General features: G+C 69.0%; 31 protein-coding genes, 1 tRNA gene and 1 pseudogene. 24 read left to right on the plus strand and 9 right to left on the minus strand.

Features of this window, described 5'->3' with window-relative positions; translation table 11 throughout:
* The first annotated feature begins 114 nt into the window (after positions 1 to 114).
* Complete coding sequence (tuf, locus tag ACIO3R_RS34595; protein WP_073732686.1) at positions 115 to 1,308, plus strand: elongation factor Tu; 1,194 nt, start codon at positions 115 to 117, stop codon at positions 1,306 to 1,308.
* Positions 1,309 to 1,445: 137 nt separating this feature from the next.
* Here tuf and ACIO3R_RS34600 read toward each other — a convergent pair whose 3' ends face one another.
* Both ACIO3R_RS34600 and ACIO3R_RS34605 read right to left on the minus strand, forming a co-directional pair.
* A complete protein-coding gene (locus tag ACIO3R_RS34600; RefSeq protein ID WP_402110964.1) occupies positions 1,446 to 2,381 on the minus strand; it encodes an NADP-dependent oxidoreductase in 936 nt (311 codons plus the stop codon).
* A gap of 71 nt (positions 2,382 to 2,452) precedes the next feature.
* Positions 2,453 to 3,331 (minus strand): DODA-type extradiol aromatic ring-opening family dioxygenase, encoded by an 879-nt coding sequence (locus ACIO3R_RS34605; RefSeq protein ID WP_402110966.1) that lies wholly within the window; start codon positions 3,329 to 3,331, stop codon positions 2,453 to 2,455.
* A 124-nt stretch (positions 3,332 to 3,455) separates the two neighbouring features.
* On the opposite strand from ACIO3R_RS34605, the gene ACIO3R_RS34610 reads away from it, so the two are divergent.
* The gene (locus ACIO3R_RS34610; RefSeq protein WP_385035131.1) at positions 3,456 to 3,929 is read left to right on the plus strand and encodes a MarR family winged helix-turn-helix transcriptional regulator; all 474 of its coding nucleotides are present in this window, start codon (positions 3,456 to 3,458) and stop codon (positions 3,927 to 3,929) included.
* 154 nt (positions 3,930 to 4,083) lie between these two features.
* Here the strand turns inward: ACIO3R_RS34610 and ACIO3R_RS34615 are convergent, their stop codons facing one another.
* From ACIO3R_RS34615 to ACIO3R_RS34625, 3 genes are all read right to left on the minus strand, one after another.
* Positions 4,084 to 4,548 carry a GNAT family N-acetyltransferase gene (locus ACIO3R_RS34615; RefSeq protein WP_402110968.1) on the minus strand — a complete coding sequence of 155 codons (465 nt, stop codon included), beginning with the start codon at positions 4,546 to 4,548 and terminating at the stop codon, positions 4,084 to 4,086.
* 36 nt (positions 4,549 to 4,584) lie between these two features.
* Positions 4,585 to 4,848: a hypothetical protein gene (locus ACIO3R_RS34620; RefSeq protein WP_402110970.1), complete on the minus strand. Its 264-nt coding sequence runs from the start codon at positions 4,846 to 4,848 to the stop codon at positions 4,585 to 4,587.
* 200 nt (positions 4,849 to 5,048) lie between these two features.
* Positions 5,049 to 5,122: transfer RNA gene (locus ACIO3R_RS34625), tRNA-Met, on the minus strand.
* 104 nt (positions 5,123 to 5,226) lie between these two features.
* Between ACIO3R_RS34625 and ACIO3R_RS34630 the strand changes: the two genes are divergently transcribed.
* Complete coding sequence (locus tag ACIO3R_RS34630; RefSeq protein WP_402110972.1) at positions 5,227 to 5,844, plus strand: hypothetical protein; 618 nt, start codon at positions 5,227 to 5,229, stop codon at positions 5,842 to 5,844.
* 121 nt (positions 5,845 to 5,965) lie between these two features.
* Here the strand turns inward: ACIO3R_RS34630 and ACIO3R_RS34635 are convergent, their stop codons facing one another.
* Both ACIO3R_RS34635 and ACIO3R_RS34640 read right to left on the minus strand, forming a co-directional pair.
* Positions 5,966 to 6,844, minus strand: a complete 879-nt coding sequence (locus ACIO3R_RS34635) for a hypothetical protein (RefSeq protein ID WP_402110974.1) — start codon at positions 6,842 to 6,844, stop codon at positions 5,966 to 5,968.
* 1,247 nt (positions 6,845 to 8,091) lie between these two features.
* Entirely contained in the window at positions 8,092 to 8,523 is a 432-nt protein-coding gene (locus ACIO3R_RS34640) for an ATP-binding protein (protein ID WP_402110976.1), read from the minus strand.
* 163 nt (positions 8,524 to 8,686) lie between these two features.
* On the opposite strand from ACIO3R_RS34640, the pseudogene ACIO3R_RS34645 reads away from it, so the two are divergent.
* From ACIO3R_RS34645 to ACIO3R_RS34655, 3 genes and pseudogenes are all read left to right on the plus strand, one after another.
* A pseudogene (locus ACIO3R_RS34645) lies at positions 8,687 to 9,564 on the plus strand (helix-turn-helix domain-containing protein).
* On the plus strand, positions 9,561 to 9,770 hold the full coding sequence (locus ACIO3R_RS34650) for a DUF397 domain-containing protein (protein WP_402110978.1): 210 nt from the start codon (positions 9,561 to 9,563) through the stop codon (positions 9,768 to 9,770). The pseudogene ACIO3R_RS34645 and the gene ACIO3R_RS34650 overlap by 4 nt, the downstream one beginning before the upstream one ends.
* Before the next feature lie 52 nt (positions 9,771 to 9,822).
* Positions 9,823 to 10,032, plus strand: coding sequence for a DUF397 domain-containing protein (locus ACIO3R_RS34655; RefSeq protein WP_402110980.1), 210 nt, complete (start codon positions 9,823 to 9,825; stop codon positions 10,030 to 10,032).
* A gap of 25 nt (positions 10,033 to 10,057) precedes the next feature.
* On the opposite strand, the gene ACIO3R_RS34660 is transcribed toward ACIO3R_RS34655, so the two are convergent.
* Both ACIO3R_RS34660 and ACIO3R_RS34665 read right to left on the minus strand, forming a co-directional pair.
* Positions 10,058 to 12,277, minus strand: coding sequence for an RNA repair domain-containing protein (locus tag ACIO3R_RS34660; RefSeq protein ID WP_402110981.1), 2,220 nt, complete (start codon positions 12,275 to 12,277; stop codon positions 10,058 to 10,060).
* On the minus strand, positions 12,277 to 13,947 hold the full coding sequence (locus ACIO3R_RS34665) for an RNA ligase family protein (protein ID WP_402110983.1): 1,671 nt from the start codon (positions 13,945 to 13,947) through the stop codon (positions 12,277 to 12,279). Before ACIO3R_RS34665 ends, ACIO3R_RS34660 begins: the two co-directional genes overlap by 1 nt.
* A 507-nt stretch (positions 13,948 to 14,454) precedes the next feature.
* On the opposite strand from ACIO3R_RS34665, the gene rpsJ reads away from it, so the two are divergent.
* The 18 genes from rpsJ to rplR all read left to right on the plus strand — a co-directional run bounded on the left by rpsJ (position 14,455) and on the right by rplR (position 22,850).
* The gene (gene rpsJ / locus ACIO3R_RS34670) at positions 14,455 to 14,763 is read left to right on the plus strand and encodes a 30S ribosomal protein S10 (protein WP_003948644.1); all 309 of its coding nucleotides are present in this window, start codon (positions 14,455 to 14,457) and stop codon (positions 14,761 to 14,763) included.
* A 14-nt stretch (positions 14,764 to 14,777) separates the two neighbouring features.
* Complete coding sequence (rplC, locus tag ACIO3R_RS34675; RefSeq protein ID WP_014154591.1) at positions 14,778 to 15,422, plus strand: 50S ribosomal protein L3; 645 nt, start codon at positions 14,778 to 14,780, stop codon at positions 15,420 to 15,422.
* Between the two features lie 4 nt (positions 15,423 to 15,426).
* Positions 15,427 to 16,077, plus strand: coding sequence for a 50S ribosomal protein L4 (gene rplD / locus ACIO3R_RS34680; protein WP_363031408.1), 651 nt, complete (start codon positions 15,427 to 15,429; stop codon positions 16,075 to 16,077).
* A complete protein-coding gene (gene rplW / locus ACIO3R_RS34685) occupies positions 16,077 to 16,400 on the plus strand; it encodes a 50S ribosomal protein L23 (RefSeq protein ID WP_356322373.1) in 324 nt (107 codons plus the stop codon). The genes rplD and rplW overlap by 1 nt, the downstream gene beginning before the upstream one ends.
* A gap of 39 nt (positions 16,401 to 16,439) precedes the next feature.
* The gene (gene rplB, locus ACIO3R_RS34690) at positions 16,440 to 17,276 is read left to right on the plus strand and encodes a 50S ribosomal protein L2 (protein ID WP_145765090.1); all 837 of its coding nucleotides are present in this window, start codon (positions 16,440 to 16,442) and stop codon (positions 17,274 to 17,276) included.
* A 12-nt stretch (positions 17,277 to 17,288) separates the two neighbouring features.
* Positions 17,289 to 17,570 carry a 30S ribosomal protein S19 gene (gene rpsS / locus ACIO3R_RS34695; RefSeq protein ID WP_015610726.1) on the plus strand — a complete coding sequence of 94 codons (282 nt, stop codon included), beginning with the start codon at positions 17,289 to 17,291 and terminating at the stop codon, positions 17,568 to 17,570.
* Positions 17,571 to 17,612: 42 nt separating this feature from the next.
* Entirely contained in the window at positions 17,613 to 17,960 is a 348-nt protein-coding gene (rplV, locus tag ACIO3R_RS34700) for a 50S ribosomal protein L22 (protein ID WP_073733141.1), read from the plus strand.
* Positions 17,960 to 18,799, plus strand: coding sequence for a 30S ribosomal protein S3 (gene rpsC / locus ACIO3R_RS34705; protein ID WP_362966935.1), 840 nt, complete (start codon positions 17,960 to 17,962; stop codon positions 18,797 to 18,799). The genes rplV and rpsC overlap by 1 nt, the downstream gene beginning before the upstream one ends.
* A 5-nt stretch (positions 18,800 to 18,804) precedes the next feature.
* Positions 18,805 to 19,224, plus strand: a complete 420-nt coding sequence (gene rplP, locus ACIO3R_RS34710; RefSeq protein ID WP_003966953.1) for a 50S ribosomal protein L16 — start codon at positions 18,805 to 18,807, stop codon at positions 19,222 to 19,224.
* Entirely contained in the window at positions 19,224 to 19,448 is a 225-nt protein-coding gene (gene rpmC / locus ACIO3R_RS34715; protein ID WP_024494976.1) for a 50S ribosomal protein L29, read from the plus strand. Before rplP ends, rpmC begins: the two co-directional genes overlap by 1 nt.
* Complete coding sequence (rpsQ, locus tag ACIO3R_RS34720; protein ID WP_024494977.1) at positions 19,448 to 19,732, plus strand: 30S ribosomal protein S17; 285 nt, start codon at positions 19,448 to 19,450, stop codon at positions 19,730 to 19,732. Before rpmC ends, rpsQ begins: the two co-directional genes overlap by 1 nt.
* 107 nt (positions 19,733 to 19,839) lie before the next feature.
* Positions 19,840 to 20,208 (plus strand): 50S ribosomal protein L14, encoded by a 369-nt coding sequence (gene rplN / locus ACIO3R_RS34725; RefSeq protein ID WP_003966950.1) that lies wholly within the window; start codon positions 19,840 to 19,842, stop codon positions 20,206 to 20,208.
* Between the two features lie 2 nt (positions 20,209 to 20,210).
* On the plus strand, positions 20,211 to 20,534 hold the full coding sequence (gene rplX, locus ACIO3R_RS34730; protein WP_018550616.1) for a 50S ribosomal protein L24: 324 nt from the start codon (positions 20,211 to 20,213) through the stop codon (positions 20,532 to 20,534).
* Positions 20,534 to 21,091, plus strand: coding sequence for a 50S ribosomal protein L5 (gene rplE / locus ACIO3R_RS34735; protein ID WP_018550615.1), 558 nt, complete (start codon positions 20,534 to 20,536; stop codon positions 21,089 to 21,091). The genes rplX and rplE overlap by 1 nt, the downstream gene beginning before the upstream one ends.
* A 2-nt stretch (positions 21,092 to 21,093) precedes the next feature.
* Positions 21,094 to 21,279 (plus strand): type Z 30S ribosomal protein S14, encoded by a 186-nt coding sequence (locus ACIO3R_RS34740; RefSeq protein WP_362966939.1) that lies wholly within the window; start codon positions 21,094 to 21,096, stop codon positions 21,277 to 21,279.
* A gap of 224 nt (positions 21,280 to 21,503) precedes the next feature.
* Complete coding sequence (rpsH, locus tag ACIO3R_RS34745; protein ID WP_024491591.1) at positions 21,504 to 21,902, plus strand: 30S ribosomal protein S8; 399 nt, start codon at positions 21,504 to 21,506, stop codon at positions 21,900 to 21,902.
* Between the two features lie 21 nt (positions 21,903 to 21,923).
* Positions 21,924 to 22,463, plus strand: coding sequence for a 50S ribosomal protein L6 (gene rplF, locus ACIO3R_RS34750; RefSeq protein WP_207318317.1), 540 nt, complete (start codon positions 21,924 to 21,926; stop codon positions 22,461 to 22,463).
* A 3-nt stretch (positions 22,464 to 22,466) separates the two neighbouring features.
* A complete protein-coding gene (rplR, locus tag ACIO3R_RS34755) occupies positions 22,467 to 22,850 on the plus strand; it encodes a 50S ribosomal protein L18 (protein ID WP_024491593.1) in 384 nt (127 codons plus the stop codon).
* Positions 22,851 to 22,892: the final 42 nt, after the last annotated feature.

A 22,892-nucleotide genomic window follows, 5' to 3' on the forward strand; every position in this document is an offset into this window, starting at 1 on the left:
TTCGGCGCAGTGCGCAAGCGCCGCGCCGAAATGCCCCCGGGTCCCGGCATCCCAGCAAAGATCACCTGGCGCCGATGAAGCAAGGCGTACAGAACCACTCCGCAGGAGGACCCAGTGGCGAAGGCAAAGTTCGAGCGGACTAAGCCGCACGTCAACATCGGCACCATCGGTCACATCGACCACGGTAAGACGACCCTCACGGCCGCCATTACCAAGGTGCTGCACGACGCGTACCCGGACCTGAACGAGGCCTCGGCCTTCGACCAGATCGACAAGGCTCCCGAGGAGCGCCAGCGCGGTATCACCATCTCGATCGCGCACGTCGAGTACCAGACGGAGTCGCGTCACTACGCGCACGTCGACTGCCCCGGTCACGCTGACTACATCAAGAACATGATCACGGGTGCGGCGCAGATGGACGGCGCCATCCTCGTCGTCGCCGCGACCGACGGCCCGATGCCGCAGACCAAGGAGCACGTGCTCCTGGCCCGCCAGGTCGGCGTTCCGTACATCGTCGTCGCGCTGAACAAGGCCGACATGGTGGACGACGAGGAGATCCTGGAGCTCGTCGAGCTCGAGGTCCGTGAGCTCCTCTCCGAGTACGAGTTCCCGGGCGACGACCTTCCGGTCGTCAAGGTCTCGGCGCTCAAGGCTCTTGAGGGTGACAAGGAGTGGGGCCAGACCGTCCTCGACCTGATGAAGGCCGTCGACGAGTCCATCCCGCAGCCCGAGCGTGACGTCGAGAAGCCGTTCCTCATGCCGATCGAGGACGTCTTCACGATCACCGGTCGTGGCACCGTCGTCACCGGTCGTATCGAGCGCGGTGTCCTCAAGGTCAACGAGACCGTCGACATCGTCGGCATCAAGACCGAGAAGACCACCACCACGGTCACCGGCATCGAGATGTTCCGCAAGCTGCTCGACGAGGGCCAGGCCGGTGAGAACGTCGGTCTGCTCCTCCGAGGCATCAAGCGCGAGGACGTCGAGCGCGGCCAGGTCATCATCAAGCCCGGTTCGGTCACGCCGCACACCGAGTTCGAGGCCCAGTCCTACATCCTGTCGAAGGACGAGGGTGGCCGTCACACCCCCTTCTTCAACAACTACCGCCCGCAGTTCTACTTCCGTACCACGGACGTAACGGGCGTTGTGACCCTCCCCGAGGGCACCGAGATGGTCATGCCGGGTGACAACACCCTCATGAACGTCGCGCTGATCCAGCCGGTCGCCATGGAAGAGGGCCTGAAGTTCGCCATCCGTGAGGGTGGCCGGACCGTGGGCGCCGGCCAGGTCACCAAGATCCTCAAGTAAGTACTTGAGCGTCTGACCTGGTAGCTCCGCACAGAGCACCAAGAAGGGCCCCCTCCCGTCGCGCAAGCGGTGGGAGGGGGCCCTTCTGCGTGGGGCCCCGGTGCCGGGCGGGCCCGCTGTCGCGGGTGCGGTCGGGGTCAGGGGGCGAGCAGGACCGTCTTGCCGGACAGCCGCCCGGCGCCGGCGTCCGCGTGCACGGCGGCGAGTTCGGCCACCGGGCGGTGGTCGGCGACGTGGACCTTGAGCGTGCCGGCATCCACCTTGGCGACCAGCTCGGCCAGCTGGGCTCCGTCGCTGCGGACCCAGAGGCTCGCGCTGCGCACTCCCCGGGCGGGGTCCTCGGGAACCGGACCGGCCGTGCTGGCGGCGACCCCGCCGTCGGCGACGTAGTCCGTCAGCCGCGCGAGCTCCTCCGGGGAGACCCGCACATGGTTCACCACGACCTGGAACGGACCGCCCACAGCGGCCGGGCCCGCGGCGAGGTCGAGGGGGGCCGCGACCCGGTCCGCGCCGTAGCCCCGAAGGCGGTCGGCGTGCTGCGGGGCGTCCACCGCGGTCACGTGCGCTCCCGCGTCGACGGCGAGCTGCACCACGAGGCTGCCCACCGCGCCCCCGGCCCCGTTGATCAGGACGGTCTGACCGGGCTTGAGCCCGGCGAGTTCGAACGCCGTCTGCCAGGCAGCCAGACCGGTCAGCGGCAGCGCCGCGGCGTCGACCAGCTCGATGGTCCGGGGCGCCGGGGCCAGGGACTCGGCCGGGGCGAGCACGTACTCGGCGGCGCCGCCGGCGGAGTCGAGGGGCAGCATCGCCACGACGCGGTCGCCGATCTCCAGGCCGGTGACGTCCGCGCCGAGTTCGGCGACGGTGCCCGCCAGGTCGATCCCCGGCACGTACGGGAGGGCGATCGGGAGCATCTCGGCCATGACGCCGGCGCGGATGTGGTCGTCGACCGGGTTGAACGACGTGGCCGCCACCCGCACCAGCACCTGCCCGGCGCCGGGGACCGGGCGGTCGACGTCCTCGTAGCGCAGGACGTCGCTGTTGCCGAACTCGTGGAAACGTATTGCCTTCATGGCGCTTTCCTTCAGGGTGTGTGAAGCGAGGTGTCTGGTACGGGATGTTCTGCCGGAGCGCGTCGAGGCGCTCAGGTCAGCTGTAGCGACCGGGTGGAGTTGCCCATCACCATGCGGTCGATGGCGCTCACGGCGCTGCCGGGGTCGTCGGCGGCGCCGACGGTGAGCAGCAGCGGGACGAAGTGGTCGGCCGTCGGATGGGCGACCGCGGCGCCGGGCGCCTTGTCTCGGTAGTCGGTGAGGGCGTCGGCGTCGCCCCGGGCGAGGGCGTCGACGGCCCACTCGTCGAAGGCCGCGGTGGCGGCGGCGAGCTCCGGCCGGTGGAAGACGGCGAAGCTGTGCGTCATGAAGCCCGAGCCGAGCACGAGGATGCCTTCCTCGCGCAGGGGCCGCAGGCGGGCGCCGAGTTCGAGCAGGGCGCCGGGGTCGAGGCTGGGCATCGACAGCTGCACGACCGGGACGTCGGCCGCGGGATACATGGCCATGAGCGGGATGAACGCGCCGTGGTCGAGGCCGCGGTCGGCGAACTCGTGCACCGGCGTCCGGCCCAGCAGCCCCCTGAGCCGCCGAGCCAGGTCGGTGGCGTCCGGGGTCGCGTAGGGAAGGGTCTTGTAGCGGGGGTGGAAGCCGCTGAAGTCGTAGAAGAGCGGGGTGCCGGCCGCGGCTCCGGATATCGCGACCGGTGCCCGTTCCCAGTGGGCCGAGACGACGACGACGGCCCGCGGTCTGGGCATCGACCGCGCCCAGTCGAAGAGGTCGCCGAGCCACTGCGGATCGTCGAGGGTGAACGGGGCCCCGTGGCTGACGAAGAGGCTGGGCAGCGGCCCGTCGGAGGGGGTCCACGTCCGGTGCTCGGCTGCCTGTGGCAGGACCCGGGCAAGGAGGTCGTCGTATGCCGCGGCTGGTCTGCGCGACGGGAAGAGGGAAGCCACGCTGCTCGTGGCGGTCATCGAAATTCAACTCCTTCGCTTGCCCCGGAAAGTCGTGTTACTTGCCTGGGCAAGTCATAAGCTAACCCGGCGGGACTTGCCCAGGCAAGTGATGCGAGTTGCCTGGGCAAGTAGGATGGGGCTCATGGACACTCAGTCGCCCTGGCTCGACAACGACCAGCAGGACCTGTGGCAGGCGCTCCTCACGGTCGTCATCGCCCTACCGGCGGCCCTCGACCGCCAGTTGCAGCGGGACGCGGGCATCTCCAACTTCGAGTACGGGGTCCTGGCCCAGCTGTCCATGGCGGAGGAGTCCACGATGCGGCTCAGCGACCTGGCCCGGGTCTGCGACAGCACTCAGCCCCGCCTGTCGAAGGTGATGGACCGCTTCGAGGCCCGCGACTGGGTCGCCCGTCGGCCCGATCCCGGTGACGGCCGGTACACCCTCGGCGCCCTGACCGGCGCCGGCCGGCAGAAGCTCGCCGAGAGCGCACCGGCGCACGTCGCGCAGGTGAAGCGGCTCGTGTTCGATCCGCTCAGCGCCGTTCAGCGCCGTCACGCCGAGGCCGCGCTCACCCGCATCGCCGCTACCGTGCGCCAGGAACTCGAAGGAGGCTGAGCACCCTCCCGGGCGGGGCTGTCTTACGTCACTCGGCGACGCCGGCCGTGCGGCGGAGGGTGCCCGTGACCCTGACGGGCCCTCGCGCGGCACTCGCGTCCGAAGCGGGCGGCATCGAGAGCCGCGCCGCCCTGCCCATGCTGCCGAGCGTGTCTCAGACGGTGCCGCCGGGCTCGCGCACCATATGGACGTCGACCGCGTCCTCGCGCTCCAGGGTGAACCCGTACCGCTCGTACAGCCGCCGGGCGGCGCTGCCCTGGAGCACGTTGAGCCGGACCGGGATCCCTTCGGCGTCGGTACGGGCCAGCAGCTCGCACAGGACCGCGGAGCCGATGCCGCCGCCCTGGAGCTCCTCGGCCAGGAAGAAGCTCTCCAGGCACCGGCCGTCCGCGTCCGGCCGCAGGGTGACGCAGCCGCCGAAGCGGCCGTCGACGACGATCACCGAGGTGTACTCGGGGAGGTAGGAGTCCCGCAGCCGCCGGCGCACCCGGTGCTCGTCGTACCGCCCCAGGCGGACGAGGTCAGGGCGCATCACGATGGCCCTGAGATCGGCTATGGCGTCGACGTCCTCGGGGGTGGCGGGGCGCAGGGCCCACGCCTGAGTGGTACGTACATGCATGGCCGGATTCTGTCAGAGCCGGAATCCGGGTTCGGGTCAGTGGCCCTTTGCGGACACGGCCTCGGCGGGGTCGCCGGCACTCAGCAGAGCGCGGACGTGGCGGATCTCGGCGGTCAGGCGGGGGATGCCCTGGCGGGCGTTGGCGATGAACCGGGCGTTCTCGTCCCAGTGTGCGTCTGCGACATCGACATAGCGCGGCTGTTGGACGAGGGAGGCCGCCACGATCTGGTGGTGGTCGAAGTCCGGCCGGTGTTCATCGCGCCCGGTGTCGGGAACGGTGCTGATGGCGACGAGGCCCATGGCCCATCGTCGTCGCCTCGGTGAGCTCCTCGATTTCGGCGAGTGCCTCGTCGGTCAGTGGTTCGGGTGTGCTCATCAGCCCTGCCAACTCCTCGCGTTCGACCTGGTGTCACGCCGCGGACCGCACACAGGCGGAGCGGGGCCGAGTCGATGAGGTCGAGGGCCTTGGTCGCGCCGATGGCGACCATGTACGGGTGGAACGGGGCGGACCGGATTCGAACCGGCGTCTTCCCACATGAGGTGAAGGCGCGACGACCACTGCGCTACGCGCCCCGTCCCGCGGGTGAGCCTATAGGGCACCTGCGCTCCGGCGCTCTCCAGTTTTTGGCATCAATAGTCGAATGCGAGGGTGCTGGGCGCGACCGTATTCTCACGCGGATGGCCAGCTTCGAGACTCATCGTGGGCGAGTGCACGACACGGGCCGACCCGTACACGCTCGTCACTCCGCGCTGCGGACTTGTCTGGTCGCTTTCGCGCCCTATGGCTTCCGCGCCACGTACCACCACCTGTGTCGCAGCGCAGGGATCCCCGCCGATCTGGAGAAGGATCCGGCCTCGCTGATCCGCGCGGTGGAGGAGCTTCACGAGGCCCGCCGGCACTGGCTGGCGGACGAGGCCGCGTTTGTCGTGCGCCGTCGGCAGGAGAAGGCCGCCGGACTGCGCCGACCCAAGAGCGATGGCAGCTGGAGGGAGCCGGGACACCTCTCGCCAGGAGGTCTGGCCTACTGTCCCAATCCGGAGTCCCATCCCGACGAATTGCTTCCGGTAGTGGTGGAACGCGTACTCCGCTCGGCAGTACCGCGTACGGCAATGCCCTCGTGGTGCCGTGTCTGCGGCATGGACGAGGCGCCGACTCGTTGGAGATCCGAGTACTTCGTGTACCGGCTGTGCCCGCGATGCGGGGTGAGTCTCAGCGCGGAGCGGACCGCCGCCAACCGCAATGTCCATGTGGCCAGAGCCGAGCGGTGGACGGAGATCTGGAAGCGTGCAGTCTGAGCAAGATCACGGCAACTGGCCCGGAGTCCGGTGGAGGGTGGTCGGTCCCGGCCCAGGCAGGGACCGACCAAGGGGCGCGGAGGCATGCGCGCTCAGACCCTGAGCGGTTCAAGGGCCGATTTCAGTGGTCCTCGGCGACGACCTCTTCGGCGGTGCTGGCAGTGGTGGCGCGGTGGAGCCACCGGTGCAGGAGCTGGGGGTCGGTGCAGGTGGTGATCTTTTCGCGGGTCTCGTCGGTGAGGGCGATGCCGCGTGCTTCGAGGACGAGCAGGAGGCCTTCGGCTCGTCCTTCTGCGCGGCCTTCGTCGCGGATTTCTTCTGACATGAAGGACTTGTAGAAAGAGGTATCCACGGCCACCAGGTTCCTCCATTGTTGTGCGGCCGGGCGGTTGCCCAGGCCTTGTGCGGTGAGTTCGACGATGGGGTCGGCGATGGTTTCGGGTGCTTCGCGCAGTGCGGCGGAGAGTGTTTTCAGTATGGCACCGACGTCCGGATTGTCGGCGTGTGTGATGGCGGCGAGGGTGGCGAGTGCGAGGTCTTTGCGGGCTTCGGCGATGTCGGTGATGACGGGCATGTTGTGGGGGCCTGCGACGAGGGGGTTGAGGGTGAGGGTGGGCCATTGGGGGAGGCCGATGGTGAGGGGGCGGGCGGCCCATTGGGCGGTGGTGTGGTCCTGGCAGACGACCAGGAGGAGGACGGGCAGGCCGTCGTATCTGTTGTGGAGGTAGCTGACGTAGTAGGGCCAGCTGGTTGTCTTGCGCCGGTCCTTCTTGCCCTGGGCTTCGATGGCGAGGAGGTAGGGGCCGTCGGTTTCTGTTTCGATGCGCAGGAGGGTGTCGACGCGGCGTTCGACGGGTTTGGCTTCGGTGAGGTCGGTGGGCAGGACGGTGGCTGAGGTGGGGTGGGGGATGTCGATGCCGAGCACTTCGGAGACGCGGGAGAAGAGGCCCGGGTACTCCTGGAAGATGCGGTGCATTGCCTCGTGCGGTGAGCTGACCATGTAGGTCCGTTCGGGGTTGAGGGTGGATGTTGTGTCATGCGGCGCTGTGCGTGACGGCCGGGTGTTCGGTTCGGCAGTCTCGGCAGTGGCCGGGGTGCGGGGCGCGGAAGGCGCGTTCGCAGGTGTCGCAGTTCTGGAGTGGGATGACGACGGTCCGGCGGCGGGGCGGGGTGAGGTCGGCGGTGCCGGGGAGCGGGGGCGGCAGGAGGGTCGTGATCCGGTGGCGCAGGAGCTTCGCCGGGTGCTTGACGGGGGCCGGGAGGTCGCTGGTGAGGGTGTGGCGGATGGTGTCGGGGTGGGTGTCGCTTTCCAGCCAGGTGGTGATGCCGGGGGCGAAGGTGGTGATGTCGCCCCCGGTGAGGGCGAGTTGGGGTACGTGGCGGCGTAGGTCGGCCAGGAGCGCGGAAGTGGCCCGGTGCAGCTCCTCGGTCGGTGCGTGCGGCTGGGGGAGTGGCCGGGGCGGTGTCCTGGGGGCGGTGGGCGGCGGTACGTGGACGGGCGCGGGCGGCGGAGGCGCGGCGGGTGGGGTGGCCTCGCGTGGCGGTGGGGCGGTGGGTGCGGTCGGCGGTGTGCTGCGGCGGGGCTGGGGCCGGGGTTGCCGTGCTGTGGTCGTGGACGCTGGTTGTACGAGACCGTGCGAGTGACCACGCGGCCGCTGGGGAGGCGTACGCGGCCGCGGCGCAGGTAGCCCTCCGCTTCCAGCTCGTGCAGGGCCGCCGTGATGCGGGCCTCGCTCTCCGGGAAGCGGTCGGTGAGCACCTTGATGCCGACCTTCGCTCCGGCGGGCAGTGACTGGATGTGTGCGGCGAGCCCGATCGCGACGAGGGAGAGCTCGTGGTGCTGGGCGAGGTGATTGCCGATGACCGTGAAGCCGGAGACGTGGCGGACGTTGACGTGGAGGACGCCGGATGTCGGCGTGACGTCGGGCCGGGTGCCGGAGGAGTCGGGGGAGCTGGGCGGTGCGCACGGGGGCGCGATAACCTGCTGGGTATCCATCGGGAAGGGTCTACTTCCTCGTGGTCAGGCCCCTGGTTGAGATTCGCGTCTCGCCGGGGGCCGTCTCGTTCTGTGGTGGTCGCGGCGAGCATATGCCAGCCAACCCGGCCCAAATCCAGCCCAGTTGCCATATTTCACCCGTGCGAGTGACGCAGGTCAGGACGGGGTCGGGTGTGGTTTGGATGGGTTGTTTTCCCGAGTTCTTTAAAAGCCTTTAGACGTCGTGGGCGCCCGCGACCCGGTGGGTTCGGTCACGGTACGAGGTCGAGTTCCGCCCAGACCGTTTTGCGCGGGACCGGGCCCGGGCCCGGGATGATGCCCCAGCGGTCGGCGAGGGCCTCGACGATGAGCAGGCCGCGCCCGCTCTCCGCGTGCCGGTCCGGGACCGCCGCGACGGGCAGGCGGTCGCCCCGGGTGTCCGTGACCTCGATCCGCAGCCGTTGGTCCGCGTGCACGGTGAGGCGCAGTTGGAAGTCCCGTCCCGGTACGCGCCCGTGGACCGTGGCGTTGGCGGCGAGCTCCGCGACGATGTACGCCGCCGACTCGGACGGCAGCCCCCAGAGGCCGAGATGGGCCACCGCGAGGAGGCGGGCGAGCCGGGCCCCTCGGCGGGTGGGGGAGAGCCGCACGGTGAACGTGCGCTCGGCGGTGGAGCGTTGGGGGGTGGCGGATTTCTGGTTCACGTCACTCAGCGTGGCCGGTCCTGCGTGCCGTGCCCAGTGACGGAGCCCTTGCGTACGGTGATTGTCCCGGGCTTGTCCAGTGCTGTCCCGGCTGTCCGGTGTGACGTGCGGGGAACAGAGGCGGTTGAGGAAGAACGGCACGCACGTCGGAAGTGGGGCACGGATGAGTGTGGACGGGATCGGTACGGAGCAGGGCGGCGGCGGGGCGGACGAGCCCGGTTGGGACGTCGATCCCGACGACGAGCCGGGTGTTGCGGTGATCGCCGCCGTGGGGCGCCAGATCAAGGCCTGGCGGGAGGCGGCCGGGATGCGGGCCGGCGCGTTCGGGGCGGCGATCGGTTACGGGGAGGACCTGGTCTACAAGGTCGAGGGCGGGCGGCGCATCCCTCGCCCGGAGTTCCTGGACCGGGCGGACGACGTGCTGGGCGCGGACGGGAAGATCGCCGCGATGAAGCGGGATGTGGCGGAGGTCAGGTACCCGAAGAAGATCCGGGAATTGGCGAAGATGGAGGAGCGGGCCGTTGAGATGGAGTTGTACAGCAACCACAACATCCACGGCCTGTTGCAGACGCCGGAGTATGCGCGGGCCTTGTTCGAGATGAGGCGACCTGCGTACTCGGAGGACGAAGTGGAGCGAGTGTTGGCCGCGCGCATGGCCAGGCAGCGCATTTTCGAGAGGTCGCCCGCTCCCACGCTCAGCTTCGTGCAGGAGGAGGTGACCCTACGCCGTCCTATCGGGGCACAATCGTGTTGCGCCACCAGCTCGAACGGCTTCTGGAGGTCGGACAGTTGCGGAATGTCGAGATTCAAGTGATGCCGACCAGCCGCGAGGACCACGCGGGAATGGATGGCGGGGTCGAGGTATTGAAGTTCGAGGATGGCACTGCGGTGGGACGGTCGGATGGTGCCTTCGCTGGCCGGCCGGTATTCGACCCGAAGCAGCTCCGGATCCTGGAGCTGCGCTGTGGGATGATCCGGGCCCAGGCTCTCCCGCCAGGAGAGTCGCTGGCCTTCATCGAGCAACTGCTGGGAGAGACATGAGCAGCGAGACCTCTGCTGGGGCCGCTTCCGAGCTGGCCTGGTTCAAGAGCAGCTACAGCAGCAGCAGTGAGGGGGACTCGTGCGTCGAGGTTGCGGCGGCCCCTGGCGCAGTGCATGTCCGCGACTCGAAGAACCTGCCGGGGCCACGGCTTGCCTTCGGCGAGGGCGCGTGGGCGGGCTTTGTGTCCTACGCCGCCGCTGAGTAATTTCCCGCCTCCGGGACTCGCTGGCCTTCATCGAGCAACTGCTGGGAGAGACATGATCAGCGAGACCTCTGCCGGAGACGCTTCCCTGCTGGAGTGGTTCAAGAGCAGTTACAGCGACAGCAGCAATAGCAACGAATGCGTCGAGGTCGCGACCACCCCCGACGCAGTGCATGTCCGCGACTCGAAGAACCTGCCGGGGCCACGGCTTGCCTTCGGCGAGGGCGCGTGGGCGGGCTTCGTCCCCTACGCCGCCGGGCGCTGATCCCCCTACGTACGTACGCGTTACTTCAGACGGGCCCGTCCGCGAACGCCCGGTCCCCGCTCGATCGCAGCGCCGACAGCCCCACCGGTGCCAGCGAGGCGCCCCTGATTCCGCGCAGCAGCTCCGTTCCGATCTCCGCCAGCCGGGGCCCGTCCGGGGGCGTCGCGCCCAGCCCGATCGCGTATCCCGTGCGGCCGTCGGCCGTGAGTGGGCGGGGCCAGACGCGGCAGTCGGCGGCGCCCGCGTCGGCGAGGGCGGTGGTCAGAGCGAGGAGCCTGCCGCGCAGCCGGCCCTGGTCGGGGCCGGGGTGGACGGAGGCGAGGGCCCAGGCGGTGTGCTGCTCGGGCAGCGGTGGCGGCGTGCACAGCCGGGAGCGCGGGTCGTCGCCGTCCTCGGCGGACTCCAGGATCTCCCAGGCGCGGTAGAGCTCGGCAGCCAGGAGATCGCGGCCGGCGGCGGAGACCTGCGTGGTGCAGGAACGTACGGGGGACGTCGGGGTCAGCACCGTGACGGGCGTCCCGGCGGACGCGGCCGGTCCCACCGCCTCGTCCCAGTCCCACGCCGCCCAGGTCGCGAAGAAGTGCCGGAGCAGCGCGAGCTGTGGCAGCTCGCCCGCCTCGTGCGCGGTACGGGCCGCGAGGACGGTCCAGGCGAGGCCCGGCAGCCCGCCGCAGGGCGCGGAGTTCAGGCCCCTGGCCCTCGCCCACGCCTTCACGTCCCGGGCAAGGTCGCTGAAGGCCGCCCCGTGGGGTTCCGCCGCCGCGAGTACCGCCTCCGCGTCGCTCACCGCGCTCAGCGCGACGGCCGCCGCCTCGCCCAGTTCGGCACGGCGGTCGACCGCCTCGGCGGGGGAGAGCGCCCCGGTCGCCACGGTGACCAGGTCCACCCGGAGGCCGTCGAGGTGCCAGCGCAGGCCGGGCACCCGGGCGCCGGTGACCTCGCGGAGTTCCCGGGCCTCCGGGAGCGCGGCCGCGAGCCGTTGCCGGAGGAGGACGGGGTCGGGCGTGCCGGGCAGTGCCGCCACCAGGTCCAGGTCCGCGCCCGGAAGCGCGCAGCCCGTGCGCCGGGAGCCGACGACATGGACCCGGGCGCCGGGGAGGGCCGCGGCGACGCGTCGCGCGAGGCAGTCGGTATCGGCGACCGGTGGGGTGGGGCCCAGCCCCACCCGTACCCCGTAGTGGTCGGAGACGTACAGCCCGTCCGGACCCGGCGCGTCGCCGGTCAGCTCCGCCGACCGGGCCCGCAGCCGGTCCGTGCGCAGTAGCACCCTGTCCAGCCGGGAGACGCGGCCCGCCAGTGAGGAGACGGCGGCCAGGGGGTTGACGGACGGGTCGAAGGTCGGGGTCCCGTCGGCGGGGCCGTGCACCTCGTGCCAGGCGTCCGTCATCGCCAGCCGGGTCTGCGGGCGGTCGCCGCCGTCGTTGAAGTCCCCGACGAGCAGCACCTCGCCCTCGACGCCGGCCAAACCCGTTGCCAGGTCCGCCAGTTCGGTGTCCCGGCGGGCGGCGCCCGCGGGGGAGTGGTCGCTGCTGAGGTGGGTCACGGCCACCGTGACGGGCCCGTCGCCCGTCTCCACGACCGCTGCGGCCACGGCCTTGTGCGGGCCCAGGACGTGCAGCCCCGCCTCGCGCACCGGGAGCCGGCTGAGCAGCAGCAGACCGCAGTCCGCCGCGTCCCGGCCCGCCGGGTCCGTGGCCAGTGTGTATCCGTCCCGCACCCAGCCGGTCCCCAGCAGCAGGTCCAGCAGCGCGGGCTCCGCCTCCTGGAGCGCGATGACGTCCGTGTCCGCCGCGTACAGGGCGTCCACCAGGAGGGGGCGGCGGCGGGCCGTGTCGATCCGGTCGCTGTCGTACCGGTCCCAGAGGGTGTTCCAGGTGAGGACGGTCAGCGGGGCGACCGGGCTCGGCGGTCCGGCCGGTGCCGGTTCCCAGGTGCCCGTAGTAGGGGAGAAGGCGTGTGGGGTGCGGGACGTGAAGTAAGGGGACGGGAGCCTGCGCGGAGTGCGTATCCGGCCGGCGTCGGTCGCGTCGATCCGGTCGGTGCCCGAGGACCGGTCCCACACCGTCTCGCCGTCCGCCTCGAAGAACAGCACCCGGTGCCAGGGGATGTCCCCGCCGGGGGTGAACCGTTCCAGCGGTACGCGCTTGGGGGCGGCGGAACGCTGGGCGACGCCCAGGACGAAGCGCGCCGGGTCGAACCGGGGGTCCCAGCGGACCCGGTGGTAGATCTCCTCGCTCGTACGCATCAGGCCCGGTCCTCCACCGTTCCGCTGGTGCCGATGTACCAGGTGCGGTGCGCCTGGCCCGGGTACGGCGGTACGAACCGGCGCAGCTGGGAGGCCAGCACCTCCGGGGGGACCGGATGGGCACGCCGGGCGTTGCGCGCGGTCAGTTCCTCCTCGCCGATCCAGACCACGGCATGGGTGACCAGCGCGTCCCGGCGGTGTGCGGCCGCGTGCACCAGGTTGCGCTGGTGCGGGTTGAGCGAGGTGGCGTCCCAGACCACGGTGGCACCGGGGACCAGCGCCGCCTCCAGGCGGCGCAGCCCCTCGCGCAGGACGTCCGCGGCGGCGCTCTGGTCGGCGCGGGAGCCGCGGGCGAGGCGCAGGTCGTCCAGGGAGACATAGGTGTCGGTGCCCGGCAGGCCCCGCCCGAAGGTGCTCTTGCCGCTGCCGGACGGGCCGACCAGGTGGACCAGCCGGGGGAAGTCCCCGTCGCGCCACCGCCAGGTCGCCGCGACCGCCTCCCGCGCCGTACTGATCCGGCCCAGGGCGTACGCCTGACGGGCCTGCGCCAGACAGCGGTCGGCCGCCTCCCGCTCCAGACCGGCGAACGCCTCCCGGAGCCCGTCCGGCTCGCACACCTCCTCGGCGTGCAGCCGGGACCACTCCACCTGCTCGCGGGCCTCCGGGGTGGTGGCCAGTGAGCCGGCCACCGCGTGCAGCACCGGCAGCCCGGCCGCGAGCGACATCCGCGCCAGTCCGCCGCGGCGCTCCTCGTCCGGGTACGGGCGGTGCAGCGAGGGGGCCAGCCCGGCGAGGTCCGCGATGCGGCGGGCGAGCGGCATACCGAGGGGGCCGGCCGTCGCGGGGGCCAGGGCCGCGCGACGGGTGCGGTGCAGCAGGACGGCCAGTACCCCGGCCAGCCGGTCGTCGCCGGTGAGGCTCAGCCCGTCCAGGGCGTCGGCCGTCGCGCGGGCGGCCGGGGCGTCGCCGGGGGCGGTTCCCACGGCGGTGGCGAGGGCGGCGGGGTCCACCGGAGCGCCCGAGCGCACGTCCCACAGGGCGGCGGACGGCCCCAGCCCGTTCTCCACCACCGCGGCGTGCATCCAGTGGGTGTCCGTACGGACGTGGCCGGGCCGTACCCACTTGCCCACCCGCCGCCCGAACGCGGCGGCCGGAAAGCCCTCCGCGGGACGTACGACGTAACCCTCCTGGCGTCCGGTGTCCGGGCGCAGCGCCCGCAGCGTCCGTTCCGCGCGGGCGTCGAACACCCCGCGCCACAGCACCGGCGGGGTCGGGATGCCCAGGTCGCGCAGGAACGCCACGGTCCGGTCCCAGCCGAGGCAGCGGTCGCCGTCCCAGACGGAGAAGCCGTAGAAGTGGCCCGCCAGGTCCTCGTACGGGATCGAATGGCGGGCGAACACGTTCTCGCCGCAGATCCGCCGGCCTGCCGGGATGCGGGGGCCGACGCGTCCCTGGAGCGCCTTGACGCGGCCCCGCGAGGGGTGGTGCGCGGAGTCGAGGGAGCGGGCGTGCAGTCCGTCGGCGTACAGCGTGGTGTTCTCGCCGTCCAGCTTCTCGGTGACCACGACCTCCGTACCGGTGAGTCCGGCGAGGTCCGTGAGGCGCACGTCGTCCGTGGTGGCCCCCGGTGACCAGGGCAGGTGCGGTGTCCGCGGATAGTGCGTGCGCATGATCTCTGCCCCCGGTGACGACGCCTTGCCCGGCCGGTCACTGTAGGGGCGGTGAGCTGCGGTACTCGACCGATTTAGCCGCCGGGGGGAGGAGAACGGGGGTTGTGGAGGCGTGCCCGCGTTTGACCATTCATCCCCGGGGGGTAAGATTCCCGGCCGATTGGCCAGGCTCACACCCCGTATGGCACACTGACCAGGTTGCTCGGTTGAGTGTCAATGCTGCGCGCCTCCCGCCGGGAGGACCGGAAGCGAGTCCCACAGTACTCGTCGGCCCCATGGGCCGGACGTACGGGAATCTTTCGGGAAGCGTATGTGTGGCACCGGCCAGGCGCCCGGTGGGGTTCCTCCCCCGGCATCCGCGGTCTCAGGCCCGCACCCCCTTGGTTGGGATCTCCTTCGGGAGATTTTCGTAGAGGGGATGCGACACGCCCGACCGCGTGGGTCGGCGGCGGAGTAATGAGAACCCCGGGTTCCAGAGCGTTACGAGAGACAGGACTACTAGTAGCCATGGCGGGACAGAAGATCCGCATCCGGCTCAAGGCCTACGACCACGAGGTCATCGACTCCTCGGCGAAGAAGATCGTCGAGACGGTGACCCGCACTGGTGCGTCGGTCGCAGGCCCGGTGCCGCTGCCCACTGAGAAGAACGTGTACTGCGTCATCAAGTCGCCGCACAAGTACAAGGACTCTCGCGAGCACTTCGAGATGCGCACGCACAAGCGCCTCATCGACATTCTCGACCCCACGCCGAAGACGGTTGACTCGCTGATGCGTCTCGACCTGCCGGCGGGCGTCGACATCGAGATCAAGCTCTGAGGGGACGGGCCGAGATGAGCAAGAACATCAAGGGCGTCCTGGGCGAGAAGCTCGGCATGACCCAGGTCTGGGACGAGAACAACCGGGTCGTCCCGGTGACCGTCGTCAAGGCCGGGCCGTGCGTCGTGACGCAGGTTCGTACGAACGACAGCGACGGCTACGAGTCGGTCCAGATCGCCTTCGGCGAGATCGACCCGCGCAAGGTGAACAAGCCCCTCAAGGGCCACTTCGCCAAGGCCGACGTGACCCCGCGCCGCCACCTGGTGGAGCTCCGCACCCCTGACGCCAGCGAGTACACGCTGGGCCAGGAGGTCACTGCCGAGGTGTTCGAGTCCGGCGTCAAGGTTGACGTCACGGGCAAGAGCAAGGGCAAGGGCTTCGCCGGTGTCATGAAGCGTCACAACTTCAAGGGCCTCGGCGCCGGCCACGGCGTCCAGCGCAAGCACCGTTCCCCCGGTTCGATCGGTGGCTGCGCCACCCCTGGGCGTGTCTTCAAGGGCATGCGCATGGCCGGCCGGATGGGCAACGAGCGCGTCACCACCCAGAACCTGACCATCCACGCGGTTGACGCGGAGAAGGGTCTGCTGCTCATCAAGGGCGCAGTCCCCGGTCCGAACGGCGGCCTCGTCCTGGTCCGTACCGCGGCCAAGGGGGCTTGAGGTAATGAGCACCATTGACATCCTTTCGCCGGCAGGCGACAAGGCCGGTACCGTCGAGCTCCCCGCGGAGATCTTCGACGCGAAGACCAGCGTTCCGCTGATCCACCAGGTCGTTGTCGCACAGCTGGCAGCTGCCCGTCAGGGCACGCACTCGACCAAGCGCCGCGGTGAAGTCCGCGGTGGTGGGCGCAAGCCTTACCGCCAGAAGGGCACCGGCCGTGCGCGCCAGGGCTCGACCCGCGCGCCGCAGTTCGTCGGCGGTGGCGTCGTTCACGGCCCCAAGCCGCGCGACTACTCGCAGCGCACCCCGAAGAAGATGAAGGCCGCCGCCCTGCGCGGTGCCCTCTCCGACCGGGCGCGCCACTCCCGCATCCACGTCGTCACCGGCGTGGTCGAGGGTGGAGTCTCCACGAAGGCCGCGAAGACGCTGTTCGGCAAGATCTCGGAGCGCAAGAACGTGCTCCTGGTCGTCGACCGCAGCGACGAGGCCGCGTGGCTCTCCGCACGCAACCTGCCCCAGGTGCACATCCTGGACCCGGGCCAGCTGAACACGTACGACGTGATCGTCTCTGACGACGTGGTCTTCACCCAGGCCGCTTTCGAGTCCTTCGTGTCTGGCCCCCAGACCGCTGAGACCGAAGGGAGCGACGCCTGATGAGCGAGGCGACCGTTACCAGCAAGACCTACGACGACCCGCGTGACGTTCTCGTCAAGCCGGTTGTCTCGGAGAAGAGCTACGCGCTGCTCGACGAGAACAAGTACACGTTCATCGTCGCGCCCGGCTCCAACAAGACCCAGATCAAGCAGGCCGTGGAAGCGGTCTTCTCGGTCAAGGTCACCGGGGTCAACACGATCAACCGGCAGGGTAAGCGCAAGCGCACCAAGACCGGTTTCGGCAAGCGCGCTGACACCAAGCGCGCCATCGTGACCCTCGCTGAGGGCGACCGAATCGACATCTTCGGCGGCCCGACCTCCTAACGGAGGTCGAGTCGTCCGGAATCGGACGAGGACTGAGAAATGGGTATCCGCAAGTACAAGCCGACGACCCCGGGCCGTCGTGGCTCCAGCGTCGCCGACTTTGTCGAGATCACGCGGTCCACGCCGGAGAAGTCGCTGGTCCGCCCCCTGCACAGCAAGGGCGGCCGTAACAACACCGGTCGTGTGACCGTTCGCCACCAGGGTGGTGGCCACAAGCGCGCCTACCGTGTGATCGACTTCCGTCGTCACGACAAGGACGGCGTGCCGGCCAAGGTCGCGCACATCGAGTACGACCCGAACCGCACCGCGCGCATCGCGCTCCTGCACTACGCCGACGGCGAGAAGCGCTACATCATCGCGCCGCGCGGCCTGACGCAGGGCGACCGTGTCGAGAACGGCCCGGCCGCCGACATCAAGCCCGGTAACAACCTGGCGCTGCGCAACATCCCGGTCGGTACGACCATCCACGCCATCGAGCTGCGGCCCGGCGGCGGCGCGAAGTTCGCCCGTTCCGCGGGTGCCTCCGTGCAGCTGCTGGCGAAGGAGGGCACCATGGCCCACCTTCGTATGCCGTCGGGTGAGATCCGCCTGGTCGACGCCCGCTGCCGCGCCACGATCGGTGAGGTCGGCAACGCCGAGCAGTCGAACATCAACTGGGGCAAGGCCGGTCGCATGCGCTGGAAGGGCGTTCGCCCGTCCGTCCGCGGTGTTGCGATGAACCCGGTCGACCACCCGCACGGTGGTGGTGAAGGCAAGACCTCCGGTGGACGTCACCCGGTCTCGCCGTGGGGTCAGAAGGAGGGTCGTACTCGCTCGCCGAAGAAGGCATCGAGCAAGTACATCGTCCGCCGCCGCAAGACGAACAAGAAGCGCTAGGAGCGGGTTTAGATGCCGCGCAGTCTCAAGAAGGGGCCCTTCGTCGACGGCCACCTCGTCAAGAAGGTGGACGTACAGAACGAAGCCGGCACCAAGAACGTCATCAAGACCTGGTCCCGTCGCTCGATGATCATCCCGGCCATGCTGGGTCACACCATCGCGGTGCACAACGGCAAGATCCACGTCCCGGTGTTCGTCACCGAGTCGATGGTCGGCCACAAGCTCGGCGAGTTCTCGCCGACTCGCACCTTCCGCGGCCACGTCAAGGACGACCGGAAGTCGAAGCGCCGCTAGCGCGGGGTGGAAACGACTATGACTCACACCGAAGGGACAACCATGGAAGCCAGGGCCCAGGCGCGGTACATCCGCGTCACGCCCATGAAGGCCCGCCGAGTGGTGGACCTCATCCGTGGCATGGATGCCACGGAGGCTCAGGCGGTCCTGCGTTTCGCCCCGCAGGCCGCGAGCGTGCCGGTTGGCAAGGTGCTTGACAGCGCCATCGCCAACGCTGCACACAACTACGACCACCCCGACGCCTCTTCGCTGGTCATCAGCGAGGCGTTTGTGGACGAGGGTCCGACCCTGAAGCGGTTCCGTCCGCGTGCTCAGGGCCGTGCCTACCGGATCCGTAAGCGGACCAGCCACATCACCGTGGTCGTCAGCAGCAAGGAAGGAACCCGGTAATGGGCCAGAAGGTTAACCCTCATGGGTTCCGACTCGGCATTACCACGGACTTCAAGTCCCGTTGGTACGCCGACAAGCTGTACAAGGACTACGTCAAGGAAGACGTTGCCATTCGTCGCATGATGACGAAGGGCATGGAGCGGGCCGGCATCTCGAAGGTCGAGATCGAGCGCACCCGCGACCGCGTCCGCGTTGACATCCACACCGCCCGTCCGGGCATCGTCATCGGCCGCCGCGGCGCCGAGGCCGATCGCATCCGTGGCGAGCTGGAGAAGCTGACCGGCAAGCAGGTCCAGCTGAACATCCTCGAGGTCAAGAACCCCGAGGTGGACGCTCAGCTGGTGGCCCAGGCCGTCGCCGAGCAGCTCTCCTCCCGCGTCTCCTTCCGTCGTGCGATGCGCAAGAGCATGCAGAGCACGATGAAGGCCGGCGCCAAGGGCATCAAGATCCAGTGCGGCGGTCGCCTCGGCGGCGCCGAGATGTCCCGCTCGGAGTTCTACCGCGAGGGCCGCGTGCCCCTGCACACCCTCCGTGCGAACGTCGACTACGGCTTCTTCGAGGCCAAGACGACCTTCGGCCGTATCGGTGTGAAGGTCTGGATCTACAAGGGCGACGTCAAGAACATCGCCGAGGTCCGCGCCGAGAACGCTGCTGCCCGTGCGGGCAACCGCCCGGCCCGTGGCGGCGCTGACCGTCCGGCCGGCCGCGGTGGCCGCGGTGGCGGCGAGCGTGGCGGTCGCGGCCGCAAGCCGCAGCAGTCGGCTCCGGCCGCCGAGGCCCCCAAGGCCGAGGCGTCCGCCGCTGCTCCGGCGGCTGAGAGCACCGGAACGGAGGCCTGACCGAAATGCTGATCCCCCGTAGGGTCAAGCACCGCAAGCAGCACCACCCGAAGCGCAGCGGTATGTCCAAGGGTGGCACGCAGGTTGCGTTCGGCGAGTACGGCATCCAGGCGCTGACCCCGGCGTACGTGACGAACCGTCAGATCGAGTCCGCTCGTATCGCGATGACCCGTCACATCAAGCGTGGCGGCAAGGTCTGGATCAACATCTACCCGGACCGCCCCCTGACGAAGAAGCCTGCCGAGACCCGCATGGGTTCCGGTAAGGGTTCTCCCGAGTGGTGGATCGCGAACGTCAAGCCCGGTCGGGTGATGTTCGAGCTGTCCTACCCGAACGAGAAGATTGCTCGTGAGGCGCTCACCCGCGCTGCTCACAAGCTTCCGATGAAGTGCCGGATTGTTCGGCGCGAGGCAGGTGAGTCGTGATGTCGGCCGGTACCAAGACGTCCGAGCTGCGCGAGCTGGGCAACGAGGAGCTCCTCAACAAGCTCCGCGAGGCCAAGGAAGAGCTGTTCAATCTCCGCTTCCAGGCGGCGACTGGTCAGCTCGAGAACCACGGCCGGCTCAAGTCCGTCCGTAAGGACATCGCCCGGATCTACACCCTGATGCGTGAGCGCGAGCTCGGCATCGAGACGGTGGAGAGCGTCTGATGAGCGAGAAGACTGTGACTGAGACGAACACTGACCGCGGTTTCCGTAAGACCCGTGAGGGTCTGGTCGTCAGCGACAAGATGGACAAGACCGTCGTCGTCGCTGTCGAGGACCGCGTCAAGCACGCGCTGTACGGCAAGGTCATCCGCCGTACGAACAAGCTCAAGGCTCACGACGAGCAGAACGCCGCCGGCGTCGGCGACCGTGTCATCCTCATGGAGACCCGGCCGCTGTCCGCCACGAAGCGTTGGCGCGTCGTCGAGATCCTCGAGAAGGCCAAGTAATTCCTGAGGGGCATTCCCCTCAGGCAGGTTCCGCCAGGCTCGGTGGGGGCTCGCTCCGGTAACGGAGCGGCCCCCGCCGGGAACCGGCAGACGATCAGGAGATAGACGTGATCCAGCAGGAGTCGCGACTGCGCGTCGCCGACAACACGGGTGCGAAGGAAATTCTCACCATCCGTGTTCTCGGTGGCTCGGGTCGCCGCTACGCGGGCATCGGTGACGTCATCGTCGCCACCGTCAAGGACGCGATCCCCGGTGGCAACGTGAAGAAGGGTGACGTCGTCAAGGCCGTCATCGTTCGCACCGTCAAGGAGCGTCGTCGTCAGGATGGCTCGTACATCCGCTTCGACGAGAACGCCGCCGTCATTCTGAAGAACGACGGCGACCCCCGCGGCACCCGTATCTTCGGCCCGGTGGGCCGTGAGCTGCGCGAGAAGAAGTTCATGAAGATCATCTCGCTCGCGCCGGAGGTGCTGTAAGCATGAAGATCAAGAAGGGCGACCTGGTTCAGGTCATCACCGGTAAGGACAAGGGCAAGCAGGGCAAGGTCATCGTTGCCTACCCTGCTCAGGACCGCGTCCTCGTCGAGGGTGTCAACCGGGTCAAGAAGCACACGAAGGCCGGTCAGACCGCTCGCGGTTCGCAGACCGGTGGCATTGTGACGACCGAGGCCCCCGTCCACGTCAGCAACGTGCAGCTGGTTGTTGAGAAGGACGGCAACAAGGTCGTTACTCGCGTCGGCTACCGCTTTGACGACGAGGGCAACAAGATCCGCGTTGCCAAGCGCACCGGTGAGGACATCTGATGACTACCACCACAGCGCCGCGTCTCAAGACGCGCTACCGCGAGGAAATCGCCGGCAAGCTGCGTGAGGAGTTCTCCTACGAGAACGTCATGCAGATCCCCGGTCTGGTCAAGATCGTGGTCAACATGGGTGTGGGCGACGCCGCCCGCGACTCCAAGCTGATCGATGGCGCCGTGCGCGACCTCACCACGATCACCGGCCAGAAGCCGGCCGTCACCAAGGCCCGCAAGTCGATCGCGCAGTTCAAGCTGCGCGAGGGGCAGCCGATCGGCTGCCACGTCACCCTCCGCGGTGACCGCATGTGGGAGTTCCTGGACCGTACGCTGTCGCTCGCGCTTCCGCGTATCCGTGACTTCCGTGGCCTGTCGCCGAAGCAGTTCGACGGCCGTGGCAACTACACCTTCGGTCTCACGGAGCAGGTCATGTTCCACGAGATCGACCAGGACAAGATCGACCGGGTCCGGGGCATGGACATCACCGTGGTCACCACGGCGACCAATGACGACGAGGGTCGTGCCCTCCTTCGTCACCTCGGCTTCCCGTTCAAGGAGAACTGACCGTGGCGAAGAAGTCCCTGATCGCTAAGGCCGCTCGCAAGCCGAAGTTCGCTGTCCGCGGGTACACCCGCTGCCAGCGCTGCGGCCGGCCCCACTCCGTCTACCGCAAGTTCGGCCTGTGCCGCGTGTGCCTTCGTGAGATGGCTCACCGTGGCGAGCTGCCGGGCGTGACCAAGAGCTCCTGGTAATCCTCCTTCGCCCTTTGGGCGTTGGGATTATCCGGAAGCTCTCGGTAAGTATCTGGTCGGCAGGAGCCCGCCCCCACATGCCGTAGGCTTGTGTGGTTGGGCGCCTGCCGCCCTAGACCGACTTACTACGCCGTAGGTCCCCGCACCGCACCCGTCCCGCCACTGAGTGGGGAGAGGGATGGCGCATACAGGAAACCCCGGCGAGAGAGGCCGAAGGCCAACTCATGACCATGACTGATCCCATCGCAGACATGCTCACGCGTCTGCGTAACGCGAACTCGGCGTATCACGACGACGTCAAGATGCCGCACAGCAAGATCAAGTCGCACATCGCGGAGATCCTCCAGCAGGAGGGCTTCATCACCGGCTGGAAGGTCGAGGACGCCGAGGTCGGCAAGAGCCTCGTTCTCGACCTGAAGTTCGGTCCGAACCGCGAGCGTTCGATCGCCGGCATCAAGCGTATTTCGAAGCCGGGTCTGCGTGTATACGCAAAGTCCACCAATCTGCCGAAGGTTCTCGGCGGCCTGGGCGTGGCGATCATCTCCACGTCCCACGGTCTCCTGACCGGCCAGCAGGCCAGCAAGAAGGGCGTAGGTGGGGAAGTCCTCGCCTACGTCTGGTAGTCGGGAACGGAGGAAAAGCTCATGTCGCGAATCGGCAAGCTCCCCATCCAGGTTCCCGCCGGTGTGGACGTCACCATCGATGGCCGCACGGTCGCGGTGAAGGGGCCCAAGGGCACCCTCTCGCACACCGTCGCCGCGCCGATCGAGGTCACCAAGGGTGAGGACGGCGTTCTGAACGTCGTCCGCCCGAACGACGAGCGTCAGAACAAGGCCCTTCACGGCCTGTCCCGCACGCTGGTGGCGAACATGATCACCGGTGTGACCCAGGGATACATCAAGGCGCTCGAGATCAGCGGTGTCGGTTACCGCGTCCAGGCGAAGGGCTCCAACCTGGAGTTCGCCCTGGGCTACAGCCACCCGATCCTCATCGAGGCCCCCGAAGGCATCACCTTCAAGGTCGAGTCGCCCACGAAGTTCAGTGTCGAGGGCATCGACAAGCAGAAGGTCGGCGAGGTTTCGGCGAAGATCCGCAAGCTGCGGAAGCCTGACCCGTACAAGGCCAAGGGCGTCAAGTACGCCGGCGAGGTTATCCGCCGCAAGGTCGGAAAGGCGGGTAAGTAAGCCATGGCATACGGTGTAAAGATCGCCAAGGGCGACGCCTACAAGCGTGCCGCCCTCAAGCGCCGCCACATCCGCGTCCGGAAGCACATCTCCGGTTCGCCCGAGCGTCCGCGCTTGGTTGTGACGCGTTCGAACCGCCACATGGTCGCTCAGGTCATCGACGACATCGCGGGCCACACGCTCGCGTCGGCGTCGACGCTTGACGCCTCCATCCGCGGCGTCGAGGGTGACAAGAGTGCCCTCGCCAAGCAGGTCGGGGCCCTGGTCGCCGAGCGCGCCAAGGCCGCAGGCGTCGAGGCCGTCGTGTTTGACCGCGGTGGCAACCAGTACGCCGGGCGGATTGCCGCTCTGGCTGACGCCGCCCGTGAAGCCGGGCTGAAGTTCTAAGCCCCGGTTCCTACGCACAGCGGACGTAACAGAGAGAGGTAA

This window comes from Streptomyces sp. NPDC087428 (assembly GCF_044744085.1).
In the GTDB taxonomy this organism is placed as follows: domain Bacteria; phylum Actinomycetota; class Actinomycetes; order Streptomycetales; family Streptomycetaceae; genus Streptomyces.